This window comes from Thioalkalivibrio sp. ALE31 (assembly GCF_000377405.1).
Taxonomy (GTDB): domain Bacteria; phylum Pseudomonadota; class Gammaproteobacteria; order Ectothiorhodospirales; family Ectothiorhodospiraceae; genus Thioalkalivibrio.
The window spans coordinates 1-21,928 of record NZ_KB905026.1; the positions used below are offsets into that span (position 1 = coordinate 1).

Genomic DNA, 21,928 nt, shown 5'->3' on the forward strand with positions numbered 1-21,928 from the left:
AGCGGCGTTGCCTATGGTTAGGCGCAAACATGGGGATGCGTTCGGTTTTGACCTTCGCCTCCCGTATGGAGCCCCTTGCGGAAGGGTTCTCGGGCCGGCCCGTTTTCTATAAATTCGGGGCGCTGGATGTCTGAGCGAAGCGCAGCGTAGCGAGTTCAGCGCCGCCGGCCCGAGGGCCCTGGAGCAAGGTTCCCGGGCGGAATCCGGGTGCCCTTCTTTGGGTCCTTTCTTGGGCAAGCAAGAAAGGACCTCGCGGCGCGCTGGCGAGTCAGCGCCGGGCAGTATGTGGACCGAAGGCACCGTGAACACCCGAGGCCGAACCAGGACCAGCCACCACGAGGCAGGCGGCCGGACGGAGGCACGTAAAACCGAGAGCGCAAAGCCTGTCTCGCTGGGGGCGAGGGCGAGAGAGGGGCGCGTGTCAGGCCTCGCCCATGAGCCAGGCGCTGGCGGCGCCGGCCAGACTCATCAGCGCGAGGACGAAGATCGCCACCTCGGTGCCCGCCAGCTGCGCCAGCAGCCCGAACAGCCCGCCGACCAGCAGCAGGGCACCAATGACCGTGTTGCTGACCGCGGTGAACGCGGCCCGGGTCTCCTGCGTGGCCATATCCACCAGATACGTCTTGCGCCCCAGGCGCACACCGGCATGACTGACCCCGAGCAGGAAGAACAACGCCGCATAGAGCCAGCCGCCGGGGACCAGTGCGTGGTCGGTATCCACCGGCACGAACCAGACGCCCACCGCGACCGCAATGCCAAGCCCGGCGGCCAGAAGGCCAGACAGGATCAGCACCCAGCGCGCCGAGCGGTCGGACAGGCGCCCCCAGACCGGGGCGCTGACCGCCGAGGCCAGGCCGCTGGCCAGGATCAGCAGCCCCAGGGTTCCGAGATCGCCGGCGGTGGCGTCCTCCGCGAGAAGGACGTAGAAGGGCAGGGCCAGCGCGGTGCTCATCAGCAGGGCGCGGGTCAGCACGAAGTGGCCAAAGGCGCGGTCGGTCCACAGCAGGCGCATGGAGCGGATGGCCTCGGTCACCGCGTTGCCGCCGCCCTCGGTGGAGCCCGGGTCCTCGCGCAGCCGGGTAAAGGTCGCGGCGGCCACCCACCAGGCCCCGGCCGAGGCGGCCAGCAGGGCGACGAAGACCCCGATGCCGGCCTCTTCGAGGTTCGCCAGCGTCAGGTAGATACCCAGGCCCAGGGTGAAGAAGCCGGCGAGGGAGGCGGCATAGCCCATCACGGTTCCGCGCTGGTGCTTGGCGATGGTCTTGCCGAGCACATCCTTGGAAGCCACCGAGTTGATCCCCCGCGACAGGGCAAAGACGATCAGGAGCCCGAGGATGGCCCAGCCGGCGGCGGCGCCCTCCAGGGTCAGGGCGACGACAGCCATGCCGGCGACGGCCAGGCCGGACAGGACACTGCCCAGCACCCAGAAGCCCTTGCGGATCGCCCGGCGGCGAATGGAGGCGGCAACGAATAGTTGCGGCAGCAGGGAGCCGGATTCGCGGATCGGCACCAGGAAGCCGGCGAAGGCGGCCGGGGCGCCCAGGGCGCCGAGCAGCCAGGCCAGCACCAGTCGGGCCGAGGCGAGCTCGTCGCCAATCTTGCTCAGGGTGTTGGCGACCAGGTGGACGAAGAAATTGACCGGCTGGGCGCGGCAGGCGTTTTCGGGGATGTCCTTGCAGACGCGCGCGTCCTCGTCGCCGGCAATGGTTTCGTACAGTCCGATAATCGGGCGCGGAAGCTTGTCCAGGTCGTTGACGGTCATGAGGTCTTTCCGTTGCGTTGTCCCGTCATTGCGAGGAGCCGAAAGCGACGTGGCAACCTCCAGATGCTGGCAGGGCGGCGGGATCCGGTGGTGCCGGAAGGCAGATTGCCACGGTGCCTGCGGCACCTCGCAATGACAGGGGCGGGTGCGACGCGCTACCGGCGCCCGGCCAGCGGGTCGCTCGGGTCGACGCTGTCGCGGAACGGCTTGCGCCGGTCGAGGTTGGTCAGCTGGTAGACGTTGCCCAGCCAGTTATTGATCACCGCCAGCGCGGTGTCGTGCCAGGTGTTGTCGAGGCGGTCCAGCAGCAGCGCCTCGGGCAGGGCCGGGATCTCGGTGCAGTGTTCCAGGGCGGCCTCCACGTGCTCGCGGTGCTCGTCGAGGATAGCGGCGGCCTGCGGCATCAGGTAGTTCTCCGGCAGCGGCGGGTAGGCGTCGCGTTCGCCCTGGATGTAGCGCACCACCTCGCGTTTGTATTCCTTGAGCAGGCTGATCGAGTCGTATTCCGGGTGGCCCTGGAAGAAGACCATGCGAAAGCCGTCGGGCGAGGCCCCCAGGTGGATCCCGGACTGGTCACTCTCCACCAGCACGCGCAGGCCGTGGCGCTCGAACTGGTCGCGCGAGACATCGTTGTAGCGCGAGTGCGGCACGTCGAAACGGGTGTTCACGCCGGTGACCAGCGGATGCCCGCGGTCGACCACGCGATGCGGGAACACGCCCCACAGCTTCTCGCCCATATGCCGGCGGTGCTCGCCGTAGCGCGCCTGCAGCACGGCGTGGGTCGCCAGGCAGGAGCACAGGGTGGAGGTCACGTTCTCCCAGGCCCAGTCGACCACCTCGGCCAGCGGTTCCCAGAAGGGTTCCAGGGCCAGGTCCGGCTGGGTCACGTTGGCGCCGGTGATGATCAGCGCGTCGAGGCCCTCCTTCTTCAGGTCCTCGAAGGATTCGTAGTACTGCTTGACGTGGTCGCGCCCCTTCGGCCCGCGCTTGAGTTGCGGCAGGGTGAACGGGTGGATATAGAACTGCGCGATCTGGTTGCTCTCGCCGATCAGGCGAAAGAACTGGCGCTCGGTGGCCGCGAGGGCGGCGTCCGGCATCATGTTCAGCAGCCCGATATGCAGGGCGCGGATCTCCTGCTGCTGGGCGAAGTCGCTGGGCAGTACGGTCTCGCCCTCGCTTTTCAGGCGGGCAAAGGTGGGCAGGTCGGAGTAGGCGACAAGTGGCATTACAGTCGCGCCTCCCGTTCCAGGGCCATGCAGACCAGGTCGTCGAAGTCGGCTGCGTTGCGCACCCGCGCCAGTTCCGTGGTGCTGATGGTGTAACCGTGGCTCTCGGCGATCGCCTCGTAACGTGGCAGGCGTGCGCGGAACAGGCGCGAGAAGACCCAGCGCACAAACGCGTCGGGGTCGATCTGGGCGACGTAGTCCAGCCCCTCGTCGCGCATGTATTCGGCCAGCTGCTGGTCGAGGAAGGCCTCGCGGTAGTACAGCGGCTTGGGATCGCTCTCGGCGCGCTCGATCAGCTGGCGCTCGTCCTCGTCGGTCGCCTTGATGTAGAGGATCAGCGTGTGCTCCGCGAGGGTCTCCAGCACGCCGGGGCTGTCCAGCTCGCAGACCGAGCCGCCGGCATCGTTGACGAAGTGCGGATAGCCGAACAGCGTCTGGGACTTGCTGATGAAGTCGGGCACGTCGAGCATGGCCTGCACCTCGGCCTCGTGGTGCAGGGTCTGGCGGCGCTTGAACTCGGTCAGCGGCAGCCCGCCCAGCTCCGGGTTGCCGAGCTTGCCGAGGAAGCTCGCCACCGGGTGCAGGTTGTCCACCGTGATGTTGTTGATGATCTGGATCGAGTCCGAGCGCAGCAGATCGCGCAGGAATGGCACCGCCATCGCCTGGGCCTTGATGTTGTCCAGGATCGGTTCGCTCAGGTAGCGCGTGCCGATGCGGTAGTCGCCGGAGTAGTGGAACCAGTCCTCGCGCCGCAGCATGTTGGACAGGCGCGTCTTGCCGACACCGGACATCCCCAGCAGGGTGATGCGGCGGTGGTCCTGATTGCGGTACTCGTCGGGGGTCAGGCGCATGGCTCGGGTTCGGTTAGCGTCGCAGGATGAACAGGATACCGGCGATCACCGCCAGGCCGCTGATGACGTAGTGGTCGTACTGGAACTGCAGCCCCAGCAGGCCGCGCAGGCCGAACAGGATCAGCCACAAACCCAGCAGTATGTTTCCAAGCATGCGCATCCCTGCGTGTCTCCCGGTTCGTGATTAGCGGATCAACTGGCTCAGTTCGCGGAACTGCGGATCGGCCGCGTCGCGCAGCCATTCGAACAGTACCGACTCGTGGTTGGTGATGATGGCGCCGGCGGCGCGCAGGCGCTCCAGTCCGTTGCGCTTGCGCCCGGCATCGCGCGAGCAGACCCCGTCCTCGACCACGAACACGGTCACGCCCGCCTCCAGCAGTTCCAGTGCCGTCTGGGTCACGCAGATGTGGGTCTCCGCGCCGGTCAGGATGATCTGGTCGCCGCGGGTCAGGCGGGTGTGCAGGTCGGCTTCGGCGCAGCAGGAGAAGGCCGTCTTGTCGGTGACCGCGCCCTCGCCGTCCAGCGCCTGCTGCAGGGGGGCGGTGACCTCGCCGAGGCCTTTGGGATACTGGCGCGATACCTCGATCGGGATGCCGAGCTTGCGCGCCGCCTCGATCAGGCGCGCGGCATTGCGCTCGACCTCGGCACGGGCCGCCTCGGGCATCGCGGCCAGCAGGCGTTCCTGCAGGTCGATCAGGACCAGGCGCGAGCGCGCCCGCTCGCAGCGGGCCCGTGGGTTATGCGTGGCGGAGGCGGACATTACTCCAGCAGGTCGTCGATGGCCTCGAGGTCGGCCACGCTCAGGCGACCGGCGGCGCGCTGCAGGCGCAGCGATTCGCCGAGGAAGCCGTAGCGGGCCTCGGCGTAGTCGCGCTCGGCGCGGAAGACCTCGCGCAGGGCGAGCAGGACATCCACCTGGGTGCGGGTGCCGACCTCGAAGCCGGCCTCGGCCGCCTCGAACGCGGACTGGGTCGAAACCAGCGCCTGCTCCAGCGCGCGCACCCGCGAGTTGTTGGAGATCACCGACAGGTAGGCGCTGCGGGTGTCCTGAGTGGTGCGGCGCTCCACCAGCGACTGGCCTTCCTGCGCGGCCTGGAAGTCCTCGCGGGCCTGGCGGGTCAGGGCGCTGACGCGCCCGCCGGTGTAGAGCGGGATCTCCAGTTGCACGCCGACCTGGGCGTCGGTGCCCTCGAAGAAGGCGCCTCTGGCATCAGCTGGTACATCCAGGCCGTGGTAGCGGTTCTCGCGCACCGAGGCGTTCAGGTTGAGCCGCGGCAGGCCCTCGGCGCGCTGGCGCTGGATCTGTTCGCGGGCGGTCTCGGTGCTCAGGCGCTGGGCGGCCAGTTCCAGGTTGTTGGCGAGCGCGATATCGACCCAGGCCTGCGGATCGGCCGGTTCCGGCGGGGTCAGCTCGGCCTCGTCGCGCAGCATGTCCAGCTCGTCCCAGTAGGTGTTGGTGATCACCGCGAGCTGCTCGCGGGTCAGGTCCAGCTGGTTCGCGGCGGCGATGCGCTCGGCCTCGGCGATGTCGCGCTGGGCCTGGGCTTCGGTGACGTCGGTACGGGCGACCAGGCCGACATCGAAGCGGCGCTGGGTCTGTTCCAGCTGGCGCTCGATCGCCTCGACCTCGGCCTCGCGGAAGGCCAGGGTTTCCTGTGCGATGAGCACGTCGAAGTAGGCCTGGGCCACGCGCAGGATCAGGTCCTGGCGGGCGGCATCCAGTTCGGCCTCGGCGCGGGCGATCTCGAGATCCACCTGCGCCAGCTCGATGTAGTTGCGGCGGTCGTAGAGGCTTTGGGCCAGATTGACGCCGAAGCTGGTCTCGCGCCCATCAATGCTCGGTTCATTGCGGCCGTCGCGGTAGAACGCGCCGGCCTCGGCCTGCCCGGAGATCTGCGGCAGCAGGGCAGAGCGCGCGAGCGGCCGGTTCTCCAGCACGCTGCGGTACTCCGCCTCGGCGGTGCGCAGTTCGGCGTCTTCCGCGGCCGCGCGCTCGTAGACCTCCATCAGGCTGGAGGCGGTGGCGGGGGCCGAGATCACCAGGGCCAGCCCGGCGGCGGCGAGAAGCGACGGCAGACGGTTCATGGACGCGACTCCGGAGGATATTAGGAAACGCCTATCCTATCAGAGCATGTTCCGGAATGGGGCCTCCGGCGCGCGCCCCGTGCCGGGGCGCAGGCGACCGGCTCAGAATTCGAACGCGGGCTTCGGCTCGAAGCCAACCAGCGGCTTCACGCGGGTCTCGAACAGGCCCTCGTGGCGGCAGTCGTCTTCGGTGGTCCGGGTGATCAGCTGGGCCTCCATGATCGGGCCATCGCCAGTGACCACGAACAAGCGGCCGCCGAGCGTCAGGTAGGGCTCGAGGAAGTCGTCGTATTCGGTCATGCCGCCAGTGAGGATGATCGCGTCGTAACGCGGGCGCGGCGGGGTCCAGTCACGGGTCACCGTGGCGGTGCGCAGGTGGGCGTTATCGAGACCCAGATCCGTCAGGCGGTTACGCGCCGCGAGACGCAGATCGTCGATCCGCTCGATGCTGTCGACCCGGGCCGCGAGGTGGGCCAGGCAGGCGGTCACGTAACCGGAACCGGTGCCGATCTCCAGTATCGTCTCGGTGGGCTGCGGCGACACGGCCTGCAGCAGCCGGCCGACCACCACCGGCGGCAGGGTGTTTTCGCCGTGCCCCAGCGGGATCTCGGAATCCGCATATGCCAGGGCCTGGTAGGGCTCGGGCATGAAGCGTTCACGCGGCAGGGTTTCCATCACGTCCAGCACGCGCGTATCGAGCACGTCCCAGGGGCGAACCTGCTGCTCGACCATGTTGATCCGGGCCTTGGCGAAATCCATCGCGGTTTCCTCTGTACGCTAAACAGCCGCGAAAGAGTACGTTCACGCGCCGAAACAGGCAAGTAGGAGGCCAGCCCTCTGGCCGATGGGGTCTGGTCAACATTCCATCGGCCAGGGGGCTGGCCTCCTACGGGGCCGAGTCCCCGTAGGAGCCTGCTTGCAGGCGAATGCCCCTGCCCGTGTCCGGCTTTGGCGGGGGCTTCGCCTGCGAGCAGGCTCCCACGCTCCGGCCCCGCGTAGGAGCCGAGCCTCTCGGCGATTGGGTGTTGGACAGGCCCCATCGCCCAGAGGCTGGGCTCCTACAGTTCGGGGTTGTCCGCGAGGGCCTCGGCAATGGCTCGGATGCGATCGCGCTGCAATGCCTCGCCCAGGGCCTTGCCCTTGTAGCCTTCGGCCATCAGGGCCTGCGGTTGCACGGCCTGCGCGGCGGCTACCGCGCGGCGTACGGCATCGGCCTGCGGGTAGGGCTTGTCCTCCCAGCCGGTGCGCCCGCGGAAATCCGCCTCCACCGCGAGCAGGAAGGGCTCGACGTTCTCCGGGCGGCGCAGGGCGTCCAGTCCGTCGACCAGCTTCATCACGGTCTTCGGGCGCAGTTCGAACACGCGATGGACCAGGCCGTGGTAGCGCGCCACGCGCACCGCGAGGTCGCGGTAGCGATTGGGGATGCGCAGGCGTTCGGACAGGGCGCGGATCAGGTCCACCCCGCGTTCCTCGTGCCCGTGGTGACTGGGCAGGATGTCGGGGTCGGTCGTGCCCTTCCCGAGGTCGTGCACCAGCGCGGCGAAGCGCACCTCCGGGGCGTCGGACAGGCGGGTCGCCTGGTCCAGGACCATCAGCGTATGCACGCCGGTGTCGATCTCCGGATGGTAGCGCTCGGGCTGGGGTACGCCGAACAGCCGCTCGATCTCCGGGAACAGGATGGCGAGTGCCCCGGCCTCGCGCAGTACCTCGAGGAAGCGCCGCGGTGCGGGGCTCTTCAGGGCCTTCTCGCATTCTGCCCAGACGCGCTCGGGGACCAAAGCGTCGACCTCGCCGGAGGTGACGAGCTCGCGCATCAGGGTCAGCGTGTCGGGGGCCACCTGGAAGCCCCAGGGCGCGAGCTGGGCGGCGAACCGGGCCACCCGCAGCAGACGTACCGGATCTTCGGCAAAGGCCGGGGAAACGTGGCGCAGCCATCGGGCTTCCAGATCTTCCCGTCCGCCATAGGGGTCGATCAGGCGGCCGTCGGTGTCCTCGGCCATCGCGTTGATGGTGAGGTCGCGGCGTTCGAGGTCGGCTTCCAGGGTGACCTCGGGCGAGGCGTTGAACTGGAAGCCGTGATAGCCCCGCGCGGTCTTGCGCTCGGTGCGCGCCAGCGCGTATTCCTCGTGGGTCTCGGGATGCAGGAAGACGGGAAAGTCGCGCCCGACCGGTCGAAAGCCCGCAGCCTCCATCGCCTCCGGCGTGCTGCCGACGACGACATAGTCGCGCTCCGTGAACGGGCGACCCAGCAGGCGGTCGCGAACCGCACCGCCGACGAGATAGGTCTGCATGGCGGCCCCGGGATCGCGATCCGGGTCAGCCGCGGCCCGATCCGCGGTTGAGGGTCCGCAGTTGCTGCATGCGGGCCTCGCGTCCGGCGCCGCCGCCACCCAGGTAGCCGGGGGCGATGGATTCCAGCCGGGTCGGGCAGGGTAGCTGCTGCTCGCCGTCGCAGACCGAGTCGATGGTCAGCGAGGCGAAGTTGTCGCGCGACAACGGTTTGCCGGGCACGAACTCGAGCACGCTGGCCTGCAGCTTGCCGGCCCAGTCGGGCAGGCCGATCACCGGGCGCCGGTAACCGGAGACGCGTCCGACGTAGCGCACCAGTTCGGCCAGGGTATAGGTCTTCGGGCCGCACAGTTCAAAGCCCTGCCCGAAGGTATCCGGGTCGTCGAGGGCCTCGACGAAGTGCTCGGCCACATCGCCGACATACACCGGGGCGAAACGCGCCCGGGCGCGGGCCAGGGGCATCATCGGCGAGAACTTCAGCAAAGTCGCGAAGCGGTTCAGGAAGGAGTCCTCGGGGCCGAAGATCACCGACGGGCGAAAAACCGTGACCGCCAGGGATTCGCTGGCGAATACCGCCTGTTCCGCCGCGCCTTTGCTGCGCAGGTAGTGGCTGGGGGCGTCGTCCATGTCCGCCTTGAGCGCGCTCATCTGCAGGAAGCGGCGCACGCCCTGCGCCTCGGCGGCGGCCAGGGCCTTTTCGGTCAGTTCGGTATGGGCGGTGCGGAAACCGGCGCCGCTGTGCCCGCGCTCGTTGAGGATGCCGACCAGGTTGATCACCGCGTCCTGCCCCGCGAAGACGCGCTCCAGGGTGGCGGGGTCATGGGCGCTGCCTTCGACCAGATCCACCTCGGGGTTGACCAGGAGATCGCGGTGGCGATGCGGACGGCGGGACAGCACGCGGACCTTCAGGCCGCGATCAATCAGTCGGCGAATGATGTGGTGGCCGACGAAGCCCGTGCCGCCCAGCAGGCAGACATTGCGAATCGAATCGATCGACATGGTGGCAAGGTCCTTCCGAAAGCGAGTGCGGGACGTCTTATACTCGGGTGACCTGCATTGTTCAAACAAGCCCGTATTTCGGGCCCTGACGCCGAGGCACCGATATGCCCGAACTGACTGCGATCAATCCTGCCACCGGCGAGACCCTCGCGCGCTACCCGCGCATGAACGAGGAAGCGCTGGAGGCCGCATTGTCTCGTGCCGCGAGCGCGGCGCCGGACTGGGCGGCGCGCCCCGTGACGGAGCGCGCCGCGCGCCTGCGCGATCTGGCCGGCGTGCTGCGCGAGGAACGCGAGACCCTGGCGACCACTGCCACACAGGAGATGGGCAAGCGCCTGGCCGAGGCGCGGGCCGAGGTCGACAAGTGTGCCGCCGCCTGCGAGTACTACGCTGAACACGGCCCGGATTACCTGCAGGACACCATGATCGCCTCGGACGCGAGCCGCTCGTTCATTGCCTGGCAGCCGCTGGGGACCGTGCTGCTGGTGATGCCCTGGAATTTTCCCTACTGGCAGGCCTTTCGCCAGGCGATCCCGGCCACGCTGGCCGGCAACACCGTACTGCTCAAACATGCCTCTAACGTTCCTGGCTGCGCCGAACACCTGGAGCGGGTGTTCCTGGCGGCCGGGTTCCCCGAGGGCGTGTTCCGCAATCTGCCGGTGGGCTCCGACGCGGTGGAAGGCATCATCACCGACACCCGCGTGCAGGGCGTCAGCCTGACCGGATCCGAGGGGGCCGGCCGCGCGGTTGGGGCGGCTGCAGGCAAGGCGCTGAAATCCTCGGTGCTGGAGCTGGGCGGGTCGGATGCCTTTGTGGTGCTGGCCGACGCGGACCTTGACCATACAGTCGAGCAGGCGGTGCGCGGGCGCTTCCAGAACAACGGCGAGACCTGCATCGCCGCCAAGCGCTTCATTGTGGAGGAACCCATCGCGGATGCCTTCGTGGAGCGCTTCCGGGCCGCTATCGAGGCCCTGGTCATCGGTGACCCGATGGACGAGGGCACGAACATCGGCCCGTTGGCGCGCGACGACCTGCGCAGTGAGCTGCACGATCAGGTCACCCGCAGCGTGGCCGCCGGGGCCCGCCTGGTCGCCGGCGGCGCGCCGCGTGTCGGCGCCGGCTACTTCTACCCGCCGACCCTGCTGGATGGCGTGGAACCCGGCATGCCGGCCTTCGACGAGGAGACCTTCGGCCCGGTTGCAGCGGTCACCTGGGCGCGCGACGCGGACCATGCCGTCGAGCTCGCCAACCGCTCGCGCTTCGGCCTGGGCGGAAGCGTCTGGACCGCCGACCCGGCCCGCGGCGAGGCGCTGGCCCGGCGGCTGGAATGCGGCTGCGCCTTCGTCAACGGCATCGTCAAGAGCGACCCGCGCCTGCCGTTCGGCGGCGTGAAGGACTCCGGCTACGGCCGCGAACTCTCCGAACTCGGCATCCGCGAGTTCCAGAACGCCAAGACCATCTGGGTCGCTTGATTTGCCCCGCCCGGGGGAGGATCCGCGTCTCCCTAGTGGGCCGGCGCGGTCCTCGGCCGCGCGCGGTAGAGGCCCAGTTCGAGCCGGTTGTGGGGGTCGGCCTGGTCGCGCTTGGCGATGATGCGGGCGACCAGGGGCTCGTCGCGGTCGAGGAGGTCGGCGGCGAGCTGGTTCTGTTCGCGTGGCAGATAGCCGAGCTGGTGGTCGATCCAGTCGATGGCAACGGCCTTGTCATCGTGCGGGTTCAGCCGCTCGCGGCGCAGGGTCAGGGCCTGGCCGCGCTTCAACGCATTCCACAGCTTCGGGGCGTCGTGGTGGCGGTAGCCGGCCAGCGGGATGGTCTGCAGCAGTTCCTCGGTGGTGGCGGTGGCGTTGTAGCGGCCGCGCTGGGCGTAGTAGCCGCGCAGTACGGGGGTGCGGCGAGCCTGGCGGTTGGGGGTGTTCGATTGCATGGTCGCGCTCCATCTGGGGGGTTGCGACCTTTGTAGCACCGGGGGTGGCTCACAGAATGAGCCACCCCGGCTAATCGTGTCTTGCGGGCCCCGGGGCGGCCTCCCAGTGCACGGGGTCGCCCCGCCGGATGGTGCCCGGCTCCAGTGGCCGCAGGCAGATGCCGCTGTCCTGGCGCAGGGCGCCGGCGAGGTTGTAGCCGACCACCTGGTTGAGCCAGCCGCAGGGCGGGCGCGGCCGTGTGATGGCAAAACGCACAACACCGATGCGCAAGGTTCCCGCGCGCGGGCTGCGCCGGAGGCCGCTGACCACGAGGTTGCGGCGGTGGTCGCCGGGCGTCGGGGTCGCGGGCTGGCGCAGGCGCCGCGCCCGCCGCGTGGCGCGGTCCAGCTCGGCGCTGCAGATCAGGGTGACGGGGCAGGATTCCACCGTGTGCCAGTGGCCCTGCCCGGTGGCGTAGCGGTCACCGGTCAGGCCCGCTTCGGTGACCTCCACGGCGGCGCACGCGTGCATGGGGGTGCCGGCCCGATCGGCGATCCAGATCGCTTCCAGCCGGCCGGAGGCGGCTTTGTGGCGGGCCAGCCAGCGGCGCAGCATCAGGACGAAGCCGCGTATTGCGCAGCGGCCTCGCGCAGCGTGGTGGCGACACGGGTGCGCAGGCTTTCGGGGGCCAGGACCTCGACCCCGGGACCGTGGCGCAGGATCTCCTGGATCAGCTCGGTGGGATCCCCGAAGGGCACCCGCAGGTGGTAGTGGTCGCCCTCGAAGTGGCCGGTCTGGTCCGGGTGCCAGGTCTCGTCCGCGACCCAGCGGGCGTGTTCCGGGGTGAAGCGCAGCACCGCCCATTCCTGTGCGGGGCCGGTGAAGATGCCGAAGGCCGCGCCGGTGTGGGCATCCAGGGTCGCTTCGTCGATGTCGTGGTAGGGGCCATCGGTCGCCCGGGTGGACCGGATGCGTTCCAGCGCGAAGGTGCGCAGGGCCCGGGCCTTTTCGCACCAGGCGATCAGGTACCAGTTGTCGCGGTAGTACAGCAGTCGCTGGGGATGCACGACGCGTTGGGTGGCGGAGTCGCGGGCACGGCCGTGGTACTCGATCGCGATCGGCTGTTCGTCCAGGGTCGCGGCGGCTACGGCCTGAAAGCCGTCGCTGCGGTTGCCGCGCTGGGCCAGGGGCTGGATGCGGATGCGGCGGCGCACGGCGTCCGGCTGGTGCCCGCCGCTGGCGAGCAGCTCCCGGATACGCTCCTTCAATGGCCCCAGTGTGGGCGCCAGCAGACCCGGCTGCACGTCCTCCAGGAGCTGCTCCATGGTCAGGAGCGCGAGCAATTCGGATTCGTTGAACCATAGCCCCGGCAGCTCGAAGGCCGGGACATCCTGTGCGTAGCGGTAGCCGTTGGCCTCCGCGTCGTACTCGATCGGTGCCTGCATGAAGTCGCGCATGTACTCGAGGTCGCGCTTGATGGTCGCGCGCGAGACCTCGAGCGCCTCCATCAGGTGCGCCAGCGACGGCGGCTGGCGCGCCTGGAGCAGGCGGTGCAGATGGAAGATCCGCTCGGCGCGGTTCACGAAGTCAATGCAGGGATGGACATTTCCGGAACGCTACGTGGAGAACCTGCCCCTTGGCAATGTCACGGGTTTTTTTCGTCGGCTGCGTCGCTCCGGGGCCCTGAGCACAGGTCATTCGTCGAGAGCGGCTGCGAGCGGTGGCGGGCTCGCAAGACGCGCCTCCCGGATGGGGATTGCGGGTGGGGTGGTCGTCGCTGTCCGCAGGCCGTTTCATGGACGCGGACATGTCTGGCCGCGGCTCCGGTGGTCTGCGCTGGACGGTGATACCTTCGAGGCAGGCCTCCAGGATGAGCTCGCGGATCGTTTCGTGGGCCTGGTCGCGGGCCTGCGGTCCGCAGCAATCCGCGGGGGCGATGATCCCCGTCTCCAGCAGATCGCGGAGTTCCTGGCCGCGCCACTCGGCCACGATCCGGCGCGACGGCTCGTCGATGATCCGGAGCGAGGGGTCGGGGTTTTCCAGCCATGCGTCGAGCGTGAACATTGTGCCTCCTAAGAAATGAGAACCATTCGCATTCATAGTCGTCGAGGGAGAGGCGCGAGTCAAGCATTGAATGCGAGCGATCATGAAGATCGGTGGATTTTGTGGGCCGGTCCGCTTTCTCCGGCCCTGCCCGGGGCAGAGGACCGAGGGCCGTCAGTGTCTCCTCGGGGGAGCCTGACGGACTGACTCTGCCAGACGCGCAGCAGATCCGTCCCGGGTCCGACGGGCTTGCGGGTCAGGGGTGGTCGAGTCGTACGAGCAGGCGCTGTTGATCTCCCGCAACCGGCGGCGAGCGATGGACGGCTCCAAGCCCCCCGCACGTAGGTGAACGTTCGCCTTTCATGAGGATCACGGATCCGCTCTCAAGTGCCAAGGGCGGATGGCCTGCAAGAACGCCCTCGTTGTCGCCGCAACGGAGCCGGTCGCGGTTCAGGAAACGGTCGTCTGCATATTCGGTTCCGGGGCCGGTGTAGCTGCAGACCATCCGCAGCACGTTGTTGTCCACGTGAAACAGCGGGCATGGCTGGTGGGCCAGCACTTCGAGCTGGAGGCGGACACTGATCGCATGCGCGACGACGGCAAAGTTGTGCGCCAGGCGCTCCAGATCGTATGCCAGACGATGAATCCTGAACGGTGCCCGGTCGATGGCGCCGTGCAACCGTTCGCGCACCTGGTCCGGTCGGCAGTGGATGTCCAGAATCATCCCGGGGCCGCGGGACAGCAGCGCCCGGGCCTGGTCCCGGAGTTGCGGATCCAGGCTTCGGCGCCAGATCAGCGCGTTCACATCGTGGCGGTGAATGCCCTTGAGCTCGGCGGCGCGGTCGACGAAGCGGTGCCTAGACGGCGCGCGCTCGACCGGGTGCGACGTTCGCGCAGTGTTCATGCGGTTACGTCCGGGCGGGACTCTCGGGTTTCCGGGGCATCCACCTCGGGCTCGGCGGTCTCGGACCCCAGGCGCCAGACCGGGAAGGGATCCGCGTAGCTCAGCCAGCGTTCCGGGCCTTCCAGCATCTCGTCGTCGGTGAGCAGGCAGGCGTCGAGACGTTTGCGCATCGCATCCGCGTCCATGTGGATGCCGATCAGTACAATCTCCTGACGTCGGTCCCCGAATCGGTCATCCCAGACCGGCGCGATTGCCGTCTCCCACCAGTCTTCGTGGGTGGGGCGCTGCTCCGGGGATACGGCAGCCCACCAGAACCCGGCAGCGTGGTGGGTCAGCGCCCCGCCGGCCTGAGACAATGTGCCGGCCCAGTCGGGGCGCGAAGCCAGCCAGAACCAGCCCTTGCTGCGGATGATGCCAGGCCATTCCTCGTGCAGCAGGGCAAAAAAGCGTTCCGGATGAAATGGCCGATTGACGCGGTATACGATGCTGGAGATGCCGTATTCCTCGGTCTCCGGGGTGTGGCCACCCATCATCTCCTGGGCCCAGCCGGCGGCCTGGGACGCGCGGTCGAAGTCGAAGCGTCCGGTGCCCAGCAGGGACTCCGGCGCGATCTGGCCGTGTGTGGTTTCGATGATTCTGGCGTCCCGGTTAAGGGCGCGCACGACGCTGCGGACGGTATCCAGTTGTTCCGGCGACGGGCGATCCACCTTGTTCAGGACAATGACGTCCGCGAACTCGATCTGATCCACCAGCAGGTCAACGACGGTACGGTCGTCTTCCTCCCCCAGGGATTCGCCGCGGTCGCCCAGGAAATCGCTGGACGCGTAGTCCTGCAGCAGGGCACCTGCATCCACCACCGTGACCATCGTGTCGAGGCGGGCGACATCGTCCAGGGACTGGCCGTCTTCGTCGCGGAAGGCGAAGGTGGCCGCGACCGGCATGGGTTCGGAAATGCCGGTGGATTCGATGACCAGGTAGTCGTACTGCCCGGATTCGGCGAGGCGGCGCACCTCCACCAGCAGGTCGTCCCGCAGCGTGCAGCAGATGCAGCCGTTGGTCATCTCGACCATGCGGGCATCGGTACGTGTTACGGCATCCTGGCCGCCGCGCACCAGGGCGCTGTCGATGTTGACCTCGCTCATGTCGTTGACGATGACCGCGACGCGCAGCCCCGACTGGTTGTGCAGGATGTTGTTCAGCAGTGTGGTCTTGCCGGCGCCGAGAAAGCCGGAGAGGACGGTGACGGGCAGGCGTTTCATGGTACCTCCAGGGAATCGGGATGCCCGGGCGTCGGAATGTGCCCGGATGGAAGGGTTGGGCAGGCTCAGCGCACGAACACGTGTTCGGCCTTTTCCTGGCGTTCCTTGACCTCGATGCAGAGGGTCGCCGTCGGGCGGGCCAGCAGGCGGGGCAGACCGATCGGTTCGCCGCTCACCTCGCAGTAGCCGTAATCGCCGGTTTCGATGCGATGCAGGGCCGCATCGATCTTTCGCAGCAGGCGGCCTTCGCGCTCCTGCACCCGCATCGACAGGAGGCGCGACTCCTCCATTGCCGCGCGGTCAAGCTCGTCCGGGGTGCGTTCGTTGTCGCGCAATCCGTCCCGGGCACCCTCCATGTCGGCCAGGATCTCGTCGCGCATTTCGAGCAGGCGCTCGCGGAAGTACGCGAGCTGGGCCTCGTTCATGTAGGCCGCGGCAGGCATGGCCAGCAGTTCGTCGCGGGTCATGGGGTTCCGTCGGTTGCGATCAGGATGTTATACCATAACGTTTCGATTGCGCCCCGACAACACGGATCGGCCACCGTCCTGTGATGGGGTCGACCCGCCTGCAAAAAGGTGTCTTATGTCCTCTACCTGTGTGTCTCCGGCCTCGCCGGATACGGAAACCTCCGCGACCGATCCGCTACCGGATATTGCCGCGTCGGCTGCTACGCACGCCTCCGCGCTCGACTGGGTGGGTATGGAAGACATCACCCTTCCGCTGTATCTGACCGGCCAGCCAGTGATCGCCCGGGCAAGCGCGGGGGTGAGCCTCGACGACGCGGGCGCGCGCGGTATCCATATGTCACGGCTCTACGGGGCCCTGCGACAGCTGGAGTCCCGCGAGCTGGACGTTGCGCGGCTGTGGGGCGTGCTCGAAGCGTTTCTGGCTTCGCACGATGGCCTGTCCAGCGTGGCCGAGGTCCGTCTGGCCGGGGAGCTGCCGCTGGAACGGCCGGCCCTGGTCAGTGCCGCCGCGGGCTGGAAGCGCTACCCGTTCCGGATCGCTGCGCGCAGCGAGTCCGGGGCGGTGTCTCTGGAGCTGGAGGTTCAGGTGGGCTATTCCTCCACCTGTCCGTGCTCCGCCGCCCTGGCGCGGCAGGCGATCCAGGAGCAGTTCGACCGTGACTTCACGCGAGCGGCCGTGGATGCGGCAACCGTGCGCGAATGGCTGGGCCGGGCCGAGGGGATCGTCGCGACGCCCCACAGCCAGCGCAGCGAGGCAACCGTCACGGTCGGTCTGGAACCGCTGGTCTCAACGCTGCCCCTGCCCGATCTGATTGATCGCGTGGAACAGGCGCTGGGCACCGCCCTGCAAACGGCGGTAAAGCGCGTGGACGAGAAGGCCTTCGCGCTCGCCAACGGCCGCAACCTGATGTTCTGCGAAGACGCCGTACGGCGCCTGGACAGCGCCCTGCGCCCGGAGTACTACGCCCGCGGCTATCGCATCCAGGTTCGCCACCGCGAGAGCCTGCATGCACACGACGCCGTGGCGCGGGTCGTGCGTCTGCCGTCAGCGGAACGCTGAAGCAGCCAGTCGGAGCGTGGACCGCCACAAGGCGGTGGGGTTGGTCAGGCATCTGCCAGGTCGCTCTTCGGCAAGCGTGTGGACACGTAAAAAAGCCGCCGGAAACGCAATCCGGCGGCAATGCTTACGGAGGATGGAGAGACCAAAGGCAGGAAGTCACCTTTCGTCCTGGCGACACACAGCTGTCCGGGCTGCGCATCGAAATGAGAATCATACGCACTTGCGGTGCATTGTCAAGCGGACTGAGGCCTGCTCGGGCCCAGGGGGGCGATGGCGTAGCCCGTGCTACGGCCCGGACGGCACTGACTGAGAGGTGCCTGCCGCGTCGGGCAGGCTGCGATGCCGGTCGGCCATCGGCTCGGCCGTGATCAGGTAATCCGCCCCGTGCCGCAGGCCCTCCTTGCTTCGGGCCAGCGGCAGGGCGGTTTCCCGCAGCGCCTCGATCTTCTGGTGCATGGCCTTTGCCAGGCCATCGTCATTGAAGTGCGACAGCTGGCGCAGGCACAGGTCGAGCTGGCCGTTGACGAAGCGCTCGCGGTAGTGAATCGGGAAATAGCGGACATCCAGAACCCGGAAGCCGGCGATTCCGAGATGGCGCATGACCCAGGACGAAGGGTATTCGCGATAGGGGCGGTTCCCCGCGAGCAGCAGGCAGGCATCCCGCAGGCGACCGATTTCGCGCACGATGCGGTCAGACTCGGTCTTGGGTTCGGTCAGTACATAGGGTTCCACGCCGACGAGATACAGCCGCTCGCCCACATGAGGCCGTAGTCGATGCAGCGCGCGGTCCTGCCAGTAGGGCGAGAAGCCCTCGATTGCTCCGATGAAGTAGTCGAGCAGGACGGTGTCGAAGCGCTCGCCGAACAGCAGCTGGTCCGACATCCAGTTGCCGACGAGGATGCGATCTTCGCGTCGTCGGTCTTTTCCTGCCGCCTTCTTCACCGTGTTCGCCATCTCCTGCGAGGCCGTGACGGCGGTCCAGCGCTCGGTCTCCAGCGCACAGATCCACTCGATGGATGCGCGTCCGGTTCCGGCATCGAGCACACTTCCCCAGGGTCGGTCGCCCTGCAGCTTCTCGATCGCCTGGAAGATCGGCGAGTGGGTGCCCTGGCGCTTCGGCCCGCCGGATGGGGTTGCACCATGGGGGGTTGGCTTCGGGGGCATGATTCTGCTCCGCGGTGACTTCTCGATCGGTTCAGGGACGTGACATTGCGAGCAGTCGGGCCGCCAGGGCGAGGCCGACATTGACCAGGACGAGTACTGGCGCAAACGGCTGATCCAGCGGCAGGCTGACGCTCCAGGCGATCAGGAAGCCCGCGAGGGCCAGGGCCTGGGCCCACAGGAATAATCCGCGCAGATTGCGTGCGAGATAGGCGGCGCCCCAGGCGGGCAGGAGCAGCGTGGCGAGGGCAGCGGGCAGGCCCAGCACCATGCTGCCCAGCACCACTGCGGCCACCAACCAGGCGATCTCCGTGAGGCGCAGCCACGTGCGCGGGCTGCGCGTGCCGGGGACGTCGGGGGCGAGCTGTGCGTGTCGCCAGACGTGGTACAGCCCGGGCGCGAACACGAGGCTGGCCAACCCGAGCGCGACCACTGCCCATAGTTCGCGCGGTCCGGCGAAGTACAGCTGGCCCTCGGCCCAGGCGGCCGCGGCGAGGCTGGCCTGCGCGAAATTGGCGGCCAGCAATGTCACTGCCGCCAGTCCGGCCAGAAAAACGGCCAGCGGCAGGCGCTCGCGGTCAGAGCTGCGTTGCAGCAGGGCCATGACTCCGGCCCCGAGTGCCAGGGCTACAGGCAGCACCGGCCAGTGGACGACCGACGCCAGGACGCCCCCGACGGCGGCCCACTGTCCGAGTGCCAGCGCCTGCCAGACCGACCCGCGCAGGAACAGGCCGGCCCCGGCCAGGGCCAGCACGCCCGTGATCAGCAGCCCGGAGACAAACGGTTCGAACAACAGGTCACCGAGCATCGAGGTAGTCCGTCAATGGATGGTTCTCGACCCCGACGGCCTGCAGGAACTCGTCGTCGTGGCTGGTCATCACCAGTGTCGTAGCAGCCGGGAGGGAGGTAATCAGGTCGACCGCATCGCCGCGCACCTCGGCGTCGAGGTGGTTGGCGGGCTCGTCCAGAAGGACCAGGCGTTCCCCCGGTGGCCGGTGGGCGCTGCTGTGCAGGGCCGCGGCCAGGCGCAGCAACTGCCACTGGCCGCCACTCAGGCGGTCGAGGCGACGATCCAGCAAGGCCTGCACCCGGGGTTGATCGGGCGGGGTGGCGCCCATCGCCCTGAACCAGTCGTGACCGCACAAGGGCCAGGGGTCCCGCCGGGGGTGGTCCTGCGCCAGCAGGCTGACACGCGTCGCGGGGCCAAGCCGCAGGGTGCCTGAGTGGACCCGAGCCTGGCCGGTTACGGCCTTCAGCAGCAGCGACTTGCCGATGCCATTGGGGCCGGTCAGGGCCCATCGGGTCCCCGTGGGTACGTCGAGGGACAGCGGGCCCAGCACCGGACGATCAAAGCCGAGGTGCGCGGCCTCTGCGTGCAGCGCGGTTTGAGGGGGCATGCGGACTCGAAATCGTTGGAGGGGCCTGAATGATATCGGGCCCGGAAAGCATTTTCCGGGCCCGATCGTGAGGAAGATGTTTCGCCCCGGGTTAGCGTTGGGGCAGCGTTTGCGCCCAGGTGGTCATCAGGTCCAGGTACCCATCCAGGCTGGAGTCGGCCGGCGGATCCAGAGGGACCGCATGGCTCGGCCAGCCCAGGTTGCGTTCGAGGAATTCGGCGCCGCGAGGCGGCTGGAACTCGGCGTACAGGACAGTGCCCTCGGTGCCTTCGAGATCATCCACGAGGCTGCGCAGATGGCGCGCGGTGGGCGGGATCCCCGGCGCCGGTTCCAGATAGCCGACGATCTCGACCGGCAGCCACTCTTCCAGATAGTCGAGGTCCTCGTGGTAGACCACGATGCGCTGCTCCGGCACGACCTGCTCGGCCAGCGTCTCGGCGTGTGTACGCAGGCGGTCGGCGGTGCGTTCCGCTCGCTCCATGAAGCTGTCGGCATGGTCCGGACGCAGTTCGCCCATGCGCTGGCCCAGTGCGAGGGCGAGTTCGGCCATGCGCCGCGGGTCGGCGTTGAAGTGCGGGTTCCCCTCTTCATGCACGTGCCCCATGTTCGGGCCATCCATGGTGATGGAGCGGCGCAGCTCGATCATGTCCGCAGCGCGGAAGTGCCCCGGCTGCCCGGAATTGATGGCACGGTTGCTGGCACCCCGCTGCGCGGCCGGCAGCCAGCCCTCTTCCAGGCCGGCGCCCAGCTCCAGCAGCATGTCGGCCCGGCGCAGGGCGGCCATGAAGCTGGGGCGGGCATCGAGATAGTGGGCGTCGCGGTCCGGTGGCGCGAGTACGCGGACCTCGGCCTGGTCGCCGCCAATTTCGCGGGCCAGGGCGCCGAGGCTGGAGGTGGTGGCGACGACGTTAAGACCGGCCGCGGCCTGGGCGGGCGCCAGGACCAGCGCGGTCAGGGTAAGGGCGGCGATGGAAATCAGCCACCGGGTGCTGCGGGTGCGAGTCTTGCGAAAGAACATGCGGGACTCCTTGGGGGATATGGTGTGCTAGCACGGTACCGATGCCGGCCGGATTGGCCGACACGGGCGGAAGCGAGCGGGCCCGGGCGGGCCCGCGCGAGTGGGCATCAGAAGCGATGGGCGCCGTGGGCGCCGAGGGCCACGTTCAGCTGCAGCATGAACTCCAGCCCGCGGTCGCGGTGGCCGTCGTCATCGATGAAGTCATTCTGCGACAGCTGGGCGCGCAGGAACACCGGCTCCACCGGGCGGAAAGTGACCTGGGCGGAGTGGCGATAGGAGGTACCGAAGGAGTCGCCGTCGCCGCGGCCGACGTCGTTGGTCAGGCCAAGGGCCTCGGCGCGAAGACCGGCCTCCCAGCGCGGGGCAAAGCCGTAGACGCCCTGGACGTAGATACCGTCCTGCTTGTTCTTGAAGCTTTGCTCGTTGCGCACGAAACCCACGGGGCCATTGCCGTCTGCCTCGAAGTTCACGTCACGGCGGTCGACGTCGATTTCGCGGTAGAAGTACTCGCCCTGCAGCCGCCAGTCGCCATGGCCGTAGGCGCGCCCGGCGCTGTACTTGTAGACGGCATCCAGGCCGGCGAACCAGGCGCTGCCGTCCCAGTCCTCGAAGCGGGTGGAGTGCTCGTCCGTCACCTGATAGCTGCGGGCGTAGCCACCGGAGACGCCGAACTGCGCGGCGTGGTCAGGGCCAAGATCCGGGCCGAACTTGGCGAAGGCGGTGACCAGGCGCGGGCCGGAGCGGTCCCGAAGAATGCGTTCCTGACCGTTGAGCGCCGACTGACTACCCTCGTAGTTGGCGATTCCGCTGGTTTCGCCCTGCAGCAGTTCCACCCCGAGTTGGGTGTAGGCCTCGGTCGGTGCGACCCAGGTGGCCTGGACGCCGGTTTCCTGGAGGCCGTGGTCGCCGAAGATGTACTCGTTTACCAGCGGACGGTCGACGAAGTCCCAGTCGTGGCCGTGGCGGCTGTTGATGTACCCGATATCGGACAGGAACTTACCGGCCTTGATCTGGAAGCCGCCGGGCAGGGCGCGGGTAGTCAGGTAGGCCTCTTCGACTTCGATGTCGCTGTCGTCGAAGCCGAGCATCAGCACGCCGTCGAACAGGTCGCCCAGGTTGGCCTGGAAGACCAGCTCGCTGTGGCCCAGGTTGAATCCGTCGTCGAAGCCATGATCGTGTCCGTGGTCGTGACCATGGCCGTGGTCGTGGCCATCGTCGAAGCCGGCGGGTTCGTCGATCCCGTGCGAGAGTTCGTTGTAGTAGACGCCTTCCAGGATCAGCGAAACGTCCAGACCCCAGGAACGGTCTTCGGACTGGGCGCTCCATTGCGCGGCAGCGGCCCCGGGGGCGGCGAGGGCCAGGGCGGTGAGTCCGGCAAGGACGGGGCGGGCGTATGGGGCGCGGGACATGTCGAGCTCCTTGTTGCACGGCAGACTGCAGCCAGGATCAGTGGGTCCGCCGATGAAGGTGAGTTGTTATAGCGTAACGTCAAGGCATGAACGT

At 68.3% G+C, this 21,928-nt stretch carries 23 protein-coding genes; 2 read left to right on the forward strand and 21 right to left on the reverse strand.

Translation table 11 applies throughout. The features are described 5' to 3' along the window. Window positions 1-421: 421 nt before the first annotated feature. The 9 genes from D103_RS0111240 to D103_RS0111280 form a co-directional block, all read right to left on the reverse strand. Window positions 422-1,762: an MFS transporter gene (locus D103_RS0111240; RefSeq protein WP_018876862.1), complete on the reverse strand. Its 1,341-nt coding sequence runs from the start codon at window positions 1,760-1,762 to the stop codon at window positions 422-424. Window positions 1,763-1,917: 155 nt separating this feature from the next. After that, window positions 1,918-2,988: a homoserine O-succinyltransferase gene (locus D103_RS0111245; RefSeq protein ID WP_018876863.1), complete on the reverse strand. Its 1,071-nt coding sequence runs from the start codon at window positions 2,986-2,988 to the stop codon at window positions 1,918-1,920. Next, window positions 2,988-3,839 carry a hypothetical protein gene (locus tag D103_RS0111250; protein ID WP_018866677.1) on the reverse strand — a complete coding sequence of 284 codons (852 nt, stop codon included), beginning with the start codon at window positions 3,837-3,839 and terminating at the stop codon, window positions 2,988-2,990. Before D103_RS0111250 ends, D103_RS0111245 begins: the two co-directional genes overlap by 1 nt. Window positions 3,840-3,852: 13 nt before the next feature. Next, complete coding sequence (locus D103_RS14260) at window positions 3,853-3,993, reverse strand: hypothetical protein (protein ID WP_019625837.1); 141 nt, start codon at window positions 3,991-3,993, stop codon at window positions 3,853-3,855. Between the two features lie 30 nt (window positions 3,994-4,023). Beyond that, entirely contained in the window at window positions 4,024-4,599 is a 576-nt protein-coding gene (locus D103_RS0111260; protein WP_018876864.1) for an isochorismatase family protein, read from the reverse strand. Beyond that, a complete protein-coding gene (locus D103_RS0111265; protein WP_018876865.1) occupies window positions 4,599-5,924 on the reverse strand; it encodes a TolC family outer membrane protein in 1,326 nt (441 codons plus the stop codon). The genes D103_RS0111260 and D103_RS0111265 overlap by 1 nt, the downstream gene beginning before the upstream one ends. Before the next feature lie 102 nt (window positions 5,925-6,026). Then, window positions 6,027-6,683 carry a protein-L-isoaspartate O-methyltransferase gene (locus D103_RS0111270; RefSeq protein ID WP_018876866.1) on the reverse strand — a complete coding sequence of 219 codons (657 nt, stop codon included), beginning with the start codon at window positions 6,681-6,683 and terminating at the stop codon, window positions 6,027-6,029. 299 nt (window positions 6,684-6,982) lie between these two features. Continuing rightward, the gene (locus D103_RS0111275) at window positions 6,983-8,215 is read right to left on the reverse strand and encodes a multifunctional CCA addition/repair protein (protein ID WP_018876867.1); all 1,233 of its coding nucleotides are present in this window, start codon (window positions 8,213-8,215) and stop codon (window positions 6,983-6,985) included. Window positions 8,216-8,240: 25 nt separating this feature from the next. Continuing rightward, window positions 8,241-9,212: a complex I NDUFA9 subunit family protein gene (locus tag D103_RS0111280; protein WP_018876868.1), complete on the reverse strand. Its 972-nt coding sequence runs from the start codon at window positions 9,210-9,212 to the stop codon at window positions 8,241-8,243. A gap of 104 nt (window positions 9,213-9,316) precedes the next feature. Between D103_RS0111280 and D103_RS0111285 the strand changes: the two genes are divergently transcribed. After that, on the forward strand, window positions 9,317-10,684 hold the full coding sequence (locus tag D103_RS0111285) for an NAD-dependent succinate-semialdehyde dehydrogenase (protein ID WP_018876869.1): 1,368 nt from the start codon (window positions 9,317-9,319) through the stop codon (window positions 10,682-10,684). Window positions 10,685-10,716: 32 nt separating this feature from the next. On the opposite strand, the gene D103_RS0111290 is transcribed toward D103_RS0111285, so the two are convergent. From D103_RS0111290 to dksA, 7 genes are all read right to left on the reverse strand, one after another. Further along, a complete protein-coding gene (locus tag D103_RS0111290) occupies window positions 10,717-11,136 on the reverse strand; it encodes an HIRAN domain-containing protein (RefSeq protein ID WP_018866684.1) in 420 nt (139 codons plus the stop codon). A gap of 70 nt (window positions 11,137-11,206) precedes the next feature. Next, window positions 11,207-11,731 (reverse strand): MOSC domain-containing protein, encoded by a 525-nt coding sequence (locus D103_RS0111295; RefSeq protein WP_018876870.1) that lies wholly within the window; start codon window positions 11,729-11,731, stop codon window positions 11,207-11,209. Further along, the gene (locus D103_RS0111300; protein WP_018876871.1) at window positions 11,731-12,699 is read right to left on the reverse strand and encodes a YafY family protein; all 969 of its coding nucleotides are present in this window, start codon (window positions 12,697-12,699) and stop codon (window positions 11,731-11,733) included. The genes D103_RS0111295 and D103_RS0111300 overlap by 1 nt, the downstream gene beginning before the upstream one ends. A gap of 4 nt (window positions 12,700-12,703) precedes the next feature. After that, window positions 12,704-13,180 carry a hypothetical protein gene (locus D103_RS0111305; protein ID WP_018876872.1) on the reverse strand — a complete coding sequence of 159 codons (477 nt, stop codon included), beginning with the start codon at window positions 13,178-13,180 and terminating at the stop codon, window positions 12,704-12,706. Window positions 13,181-13,415: 235 nt separating this feature from the next. Next, window positions 13,416-14,063, reverse strand: a complete 648-nt coding sequence (locus D103_RS0111310) for a DUF1826 domain-containing protein (RefSeq protein WP_018876873.1) — start codon at window positions 14,061-14,063, stop codon at window positions 13,416-13,418. Then, on the reverse strand, window positions 14,060-15,322 hold the full coding sequence (zigA, locus tag D103_RS0111315; RefSeq protein ID WP_018876874.1) for a zinc metallochaperone GTPase ZigA: 1,263 nt from the start codon (window positions 15,320-15,322) through the stop codon (window positions 14,060-14,062). Before zigA ends, D103_RS0111310 begins: the two co-directional genes overlap by 4 nt. 65 nt (window positions 15,323-15,387) lie before the next feature. Beyond that, entirely contained in the window at window positions 15,388-15,789 is a 402-nt protein-coding gene (gene dksA / locus D103_RS0111320) for an RNA polymerase-binding protein DksA (RefSeq protein WP_017940914.1), read from the reverse strand. A gap of 115 nt (window positions 15,790-15,904) precedes the next feature. Between dksA and folE2 the strand changes: the two genes are divergently transcribed. Continuing rightward, a complete protein-coding gene (folE2, locus tag D103_RS0111325) occupies window positions 15,905-16,849 on the forward strand; it encodes a GTP cyclohydrolase FolE2 (RefSeq protein ID WP_081618408.1) in 945 nt (314 codons plus the stop codon). A 285-nt stretch (window positions 16,850-17,134) separates the two neighbouring features. On the opposite strand, the gene D103_RS0111330 is transcribed toward folE2, so the two are convergent. The 5 genes from D103_RS0111330 to D103_RS0111350 form a co-directional block, all read right to left on the reverse strand. Continuing rightward, the gene (locus D103_RS0111330) at window positions 17,135-18,013 is read right to left on the reverse strand and encodes a class I SAM-dependent methyltransferase (RefSeq protein WP_018866691.1); all 879 of its coding nucleotides are present in this window, start codon (window positions 18,011-18,013) and stop codon (window positions 17,135-17,137) included. 31 nt (window positions 18,014-18,044) lie between these two features. Beyond that, on the reverse strand, window positions 18,045-18,818 hold the full coding sequence (locus tag D103_RS0111335) for a metal ABC transporter permease (RefSeq protein ID WP_018876876.1): 774 nt from the start codon (window positions 18,816-18,818) through the stop codon (window positions 18,045-18,047). After that, a complete protein-coding gene (locus tag D103_RS0111340) occupies window positions 18,808-19,407 on the reverse strand; it encodes an ATP-binding cassette domain-containing protein (protein ID WP_018876877.1) in 600 nt (199 codons plus the stop codon). Before D103_RS0111340 ends, D103_RS0111335 begins: the two co-directional genes overlap by 11 nt. A 91-nt stretch (window positions 19,408-19,498) precedes the next feature. Beyond that, window positions 19,499-20,425: a metal ABC transporter substrate-binding protein gene (locus D103_RS0111345; protein ID WP_018876878.1), complete on the reverse strand. Its 927-nt coding sequence runs from the start codon at window positions 20,423-20,425 to the stop codon at window positions 19,499-19,501. 107 nt (window positions 20,426-20,532) lie between these two features. Beyond that, the gene (locus D103_RS0111350) at window positions 20,533-21,834 is read right to left on the reverse strand and encodes a TonB-dependent receptor (RefSeq protein ID WP_018876879.1); all 1,302 of its coding nucleotides are present in this window, start codon (window positions 21,832-21,834) and stop codon (window positions 20,533-20,535) included. Window positions 21,835-21,928: the final 94 nt, after the last annotated feature.

Excerpts from the sequence above, each read along its gene's own strand:
- D103_RS0111260 (WP_018876864.1), bottom strand. The coding sequence starts at position 4,599 with ATGTCCGCCTCCGCCACGCATAACCCACGGGCCCGCTGCGAGCGGGCG.
- folE2 (WP_081618408.1), top strand. The coding sequence starts at position 15,905 with ATGTCCTCTACCTGTGTGTCTCCGGCCTCGCCGGATACGGAAACCTCC.
- D103_RS0111345 (WP_018876878.1), bottom strand. The coding sequence starts at position 20,425 with ATGTTCTTTCGCAAGACTCGCACCCGCAGCACCCGGTGGCTGATTTCC.
- D103_RS0111275 (WP_018876867.1), bottom strand. The coding sequence starts at position 8,215 with ATGCAGACCTATCTCGTCGGCGGTGCGGTTCGCGACCGCCTGCTGGGT.
- D103_RS0111280 (WP_018876868.1), bottom strand. The coding sequence starts at position 9,212 with ATGTCGATCGATTCGATTCGCAATGTCTGCCTGCTGGGCGGCACGGGC.
- D103_RS0111350 (WP_018876879.1), bottom strand. The coding sequence starts at position 21,834 with ATGTCCCGCGCCCCATACGCCCGCCCCGTCCTTGCCGGACTCACCGCC.
- D103_RS0111250 (WP_018866677.1), bottom strand. The coding sequence starts at position 3,839 with ATGCGCCTGACCCCCGACGAGTACCGCAATCAGGACCACCGCCGCATC.
- D103_RS0111330 (WP_018866691.1), bottom strand. The coding sequence starts at position 18,013 with ATGCCCCCGAAGCCAACCCCCCATGGTGCAACCCCATCCGGCGGGCCG.
- D103_RS0111265 (WP_018876865.1), bottom strand. The coding sequence starts at position 5,924 with ATGAACCGTCTGCCGTCGCTTCTCGCCGCCGCCGGGCTGGCCCTGGTG.
- D103_RS0111240 (WP_018876862.1), bottom strand. The coding sequence starts at position 1,762 with ATGACCGTCAACGACCTGGACAAGCTTCCGCGCCCGATTATCGGACTG.
- D103_RS0111305 (WP_018876872.1), bottom strand. The coding sequence starts at position 13,180 with ATGTTCACGCTCGACGCATGGCTGGAAAACCCCGACCCCTCGCTCCGG.
- D103_RS0111285 (WP_018876869.1), top strand. The coding sequence starts at position 9,317 with ATGCCCGAACTGACTGCGATCAATCCTGCCACCGGCGAGACCCTCGCG.
- dksA (WP_017940914.1), bottom strand. The coding sequence starts at position 15,789 with ATGACCCGCGACGAACTGCTGGCCATGCCTGCCGCGGCCTACATGAAC.
- D103_RS0111295 (WP_018876870.1), bottom strand. The coding sequence starts at position 11,731 with ATGCTGCGCCGCTGGCTGGCCCGCCACAAAGCCGCCTCCGGCCGGCTG.
- D103_RS0111335 (WP_018876876.1), bottom strand. The coding sequence starts at position 18,818 with ATGCTCGGTGACCTGTTGTTCGAACCGTTTGTCTCCGGGCTGCTGATC.
- D103_RS0111310 (WP_018876873.1), bottom strand. The coding sequence starts at position 14,063 with ATGAACACTGCGCGAACGTCGCACCCGGTCGAGCGCGCGCCGTCTAGG.
- D103_RS14260 (WP_019625837.1), bottom strand. The coding sequence starts at position 3,993 with ATGCTTGGAAACATACTGCTGGGTTTGTGGCTGATCCTGTTCGGCCTG.
- D103_RS0111290 (WP_018866684.1), bottom strand. The coding sequence starts at position 11,136 with ATGCAATCGAACACCCCCAACCGCCAGGCTCGCCGCACCCCCGTACTG.
- D103_RS0111245 (WP_018876863.1), bottom strand. The coding sequence starts at position 2,988 with ATGCCACTTGTCGCCTACTCCGACCTGCCCACCTTTGCCCGCCTGAAA.
- zigA (WP_018876874.1), bottom strand. The coding sequence starts at position 15,322 with ATGAAACGCCTGCCCGTCACCGTCCTCTCCGGCTTTCTCGGCGCCGGC.
- D103_RS0111270 (WP_018876866.1), bottom strand. The coding sequence starts at position 6,683 with ATGGATTTCGCCAAGGCCCGGATCAACATGGTCGAGCAGCAGGTTCGC.
- D103_RS0111340 (WP_018876877.1), bottom strand. The coding sequence starts at position 19,407 with ATGCCCCCTCAAACCGCGCTGCACGCAGAGGCCGCGCACCTCGGCTTT.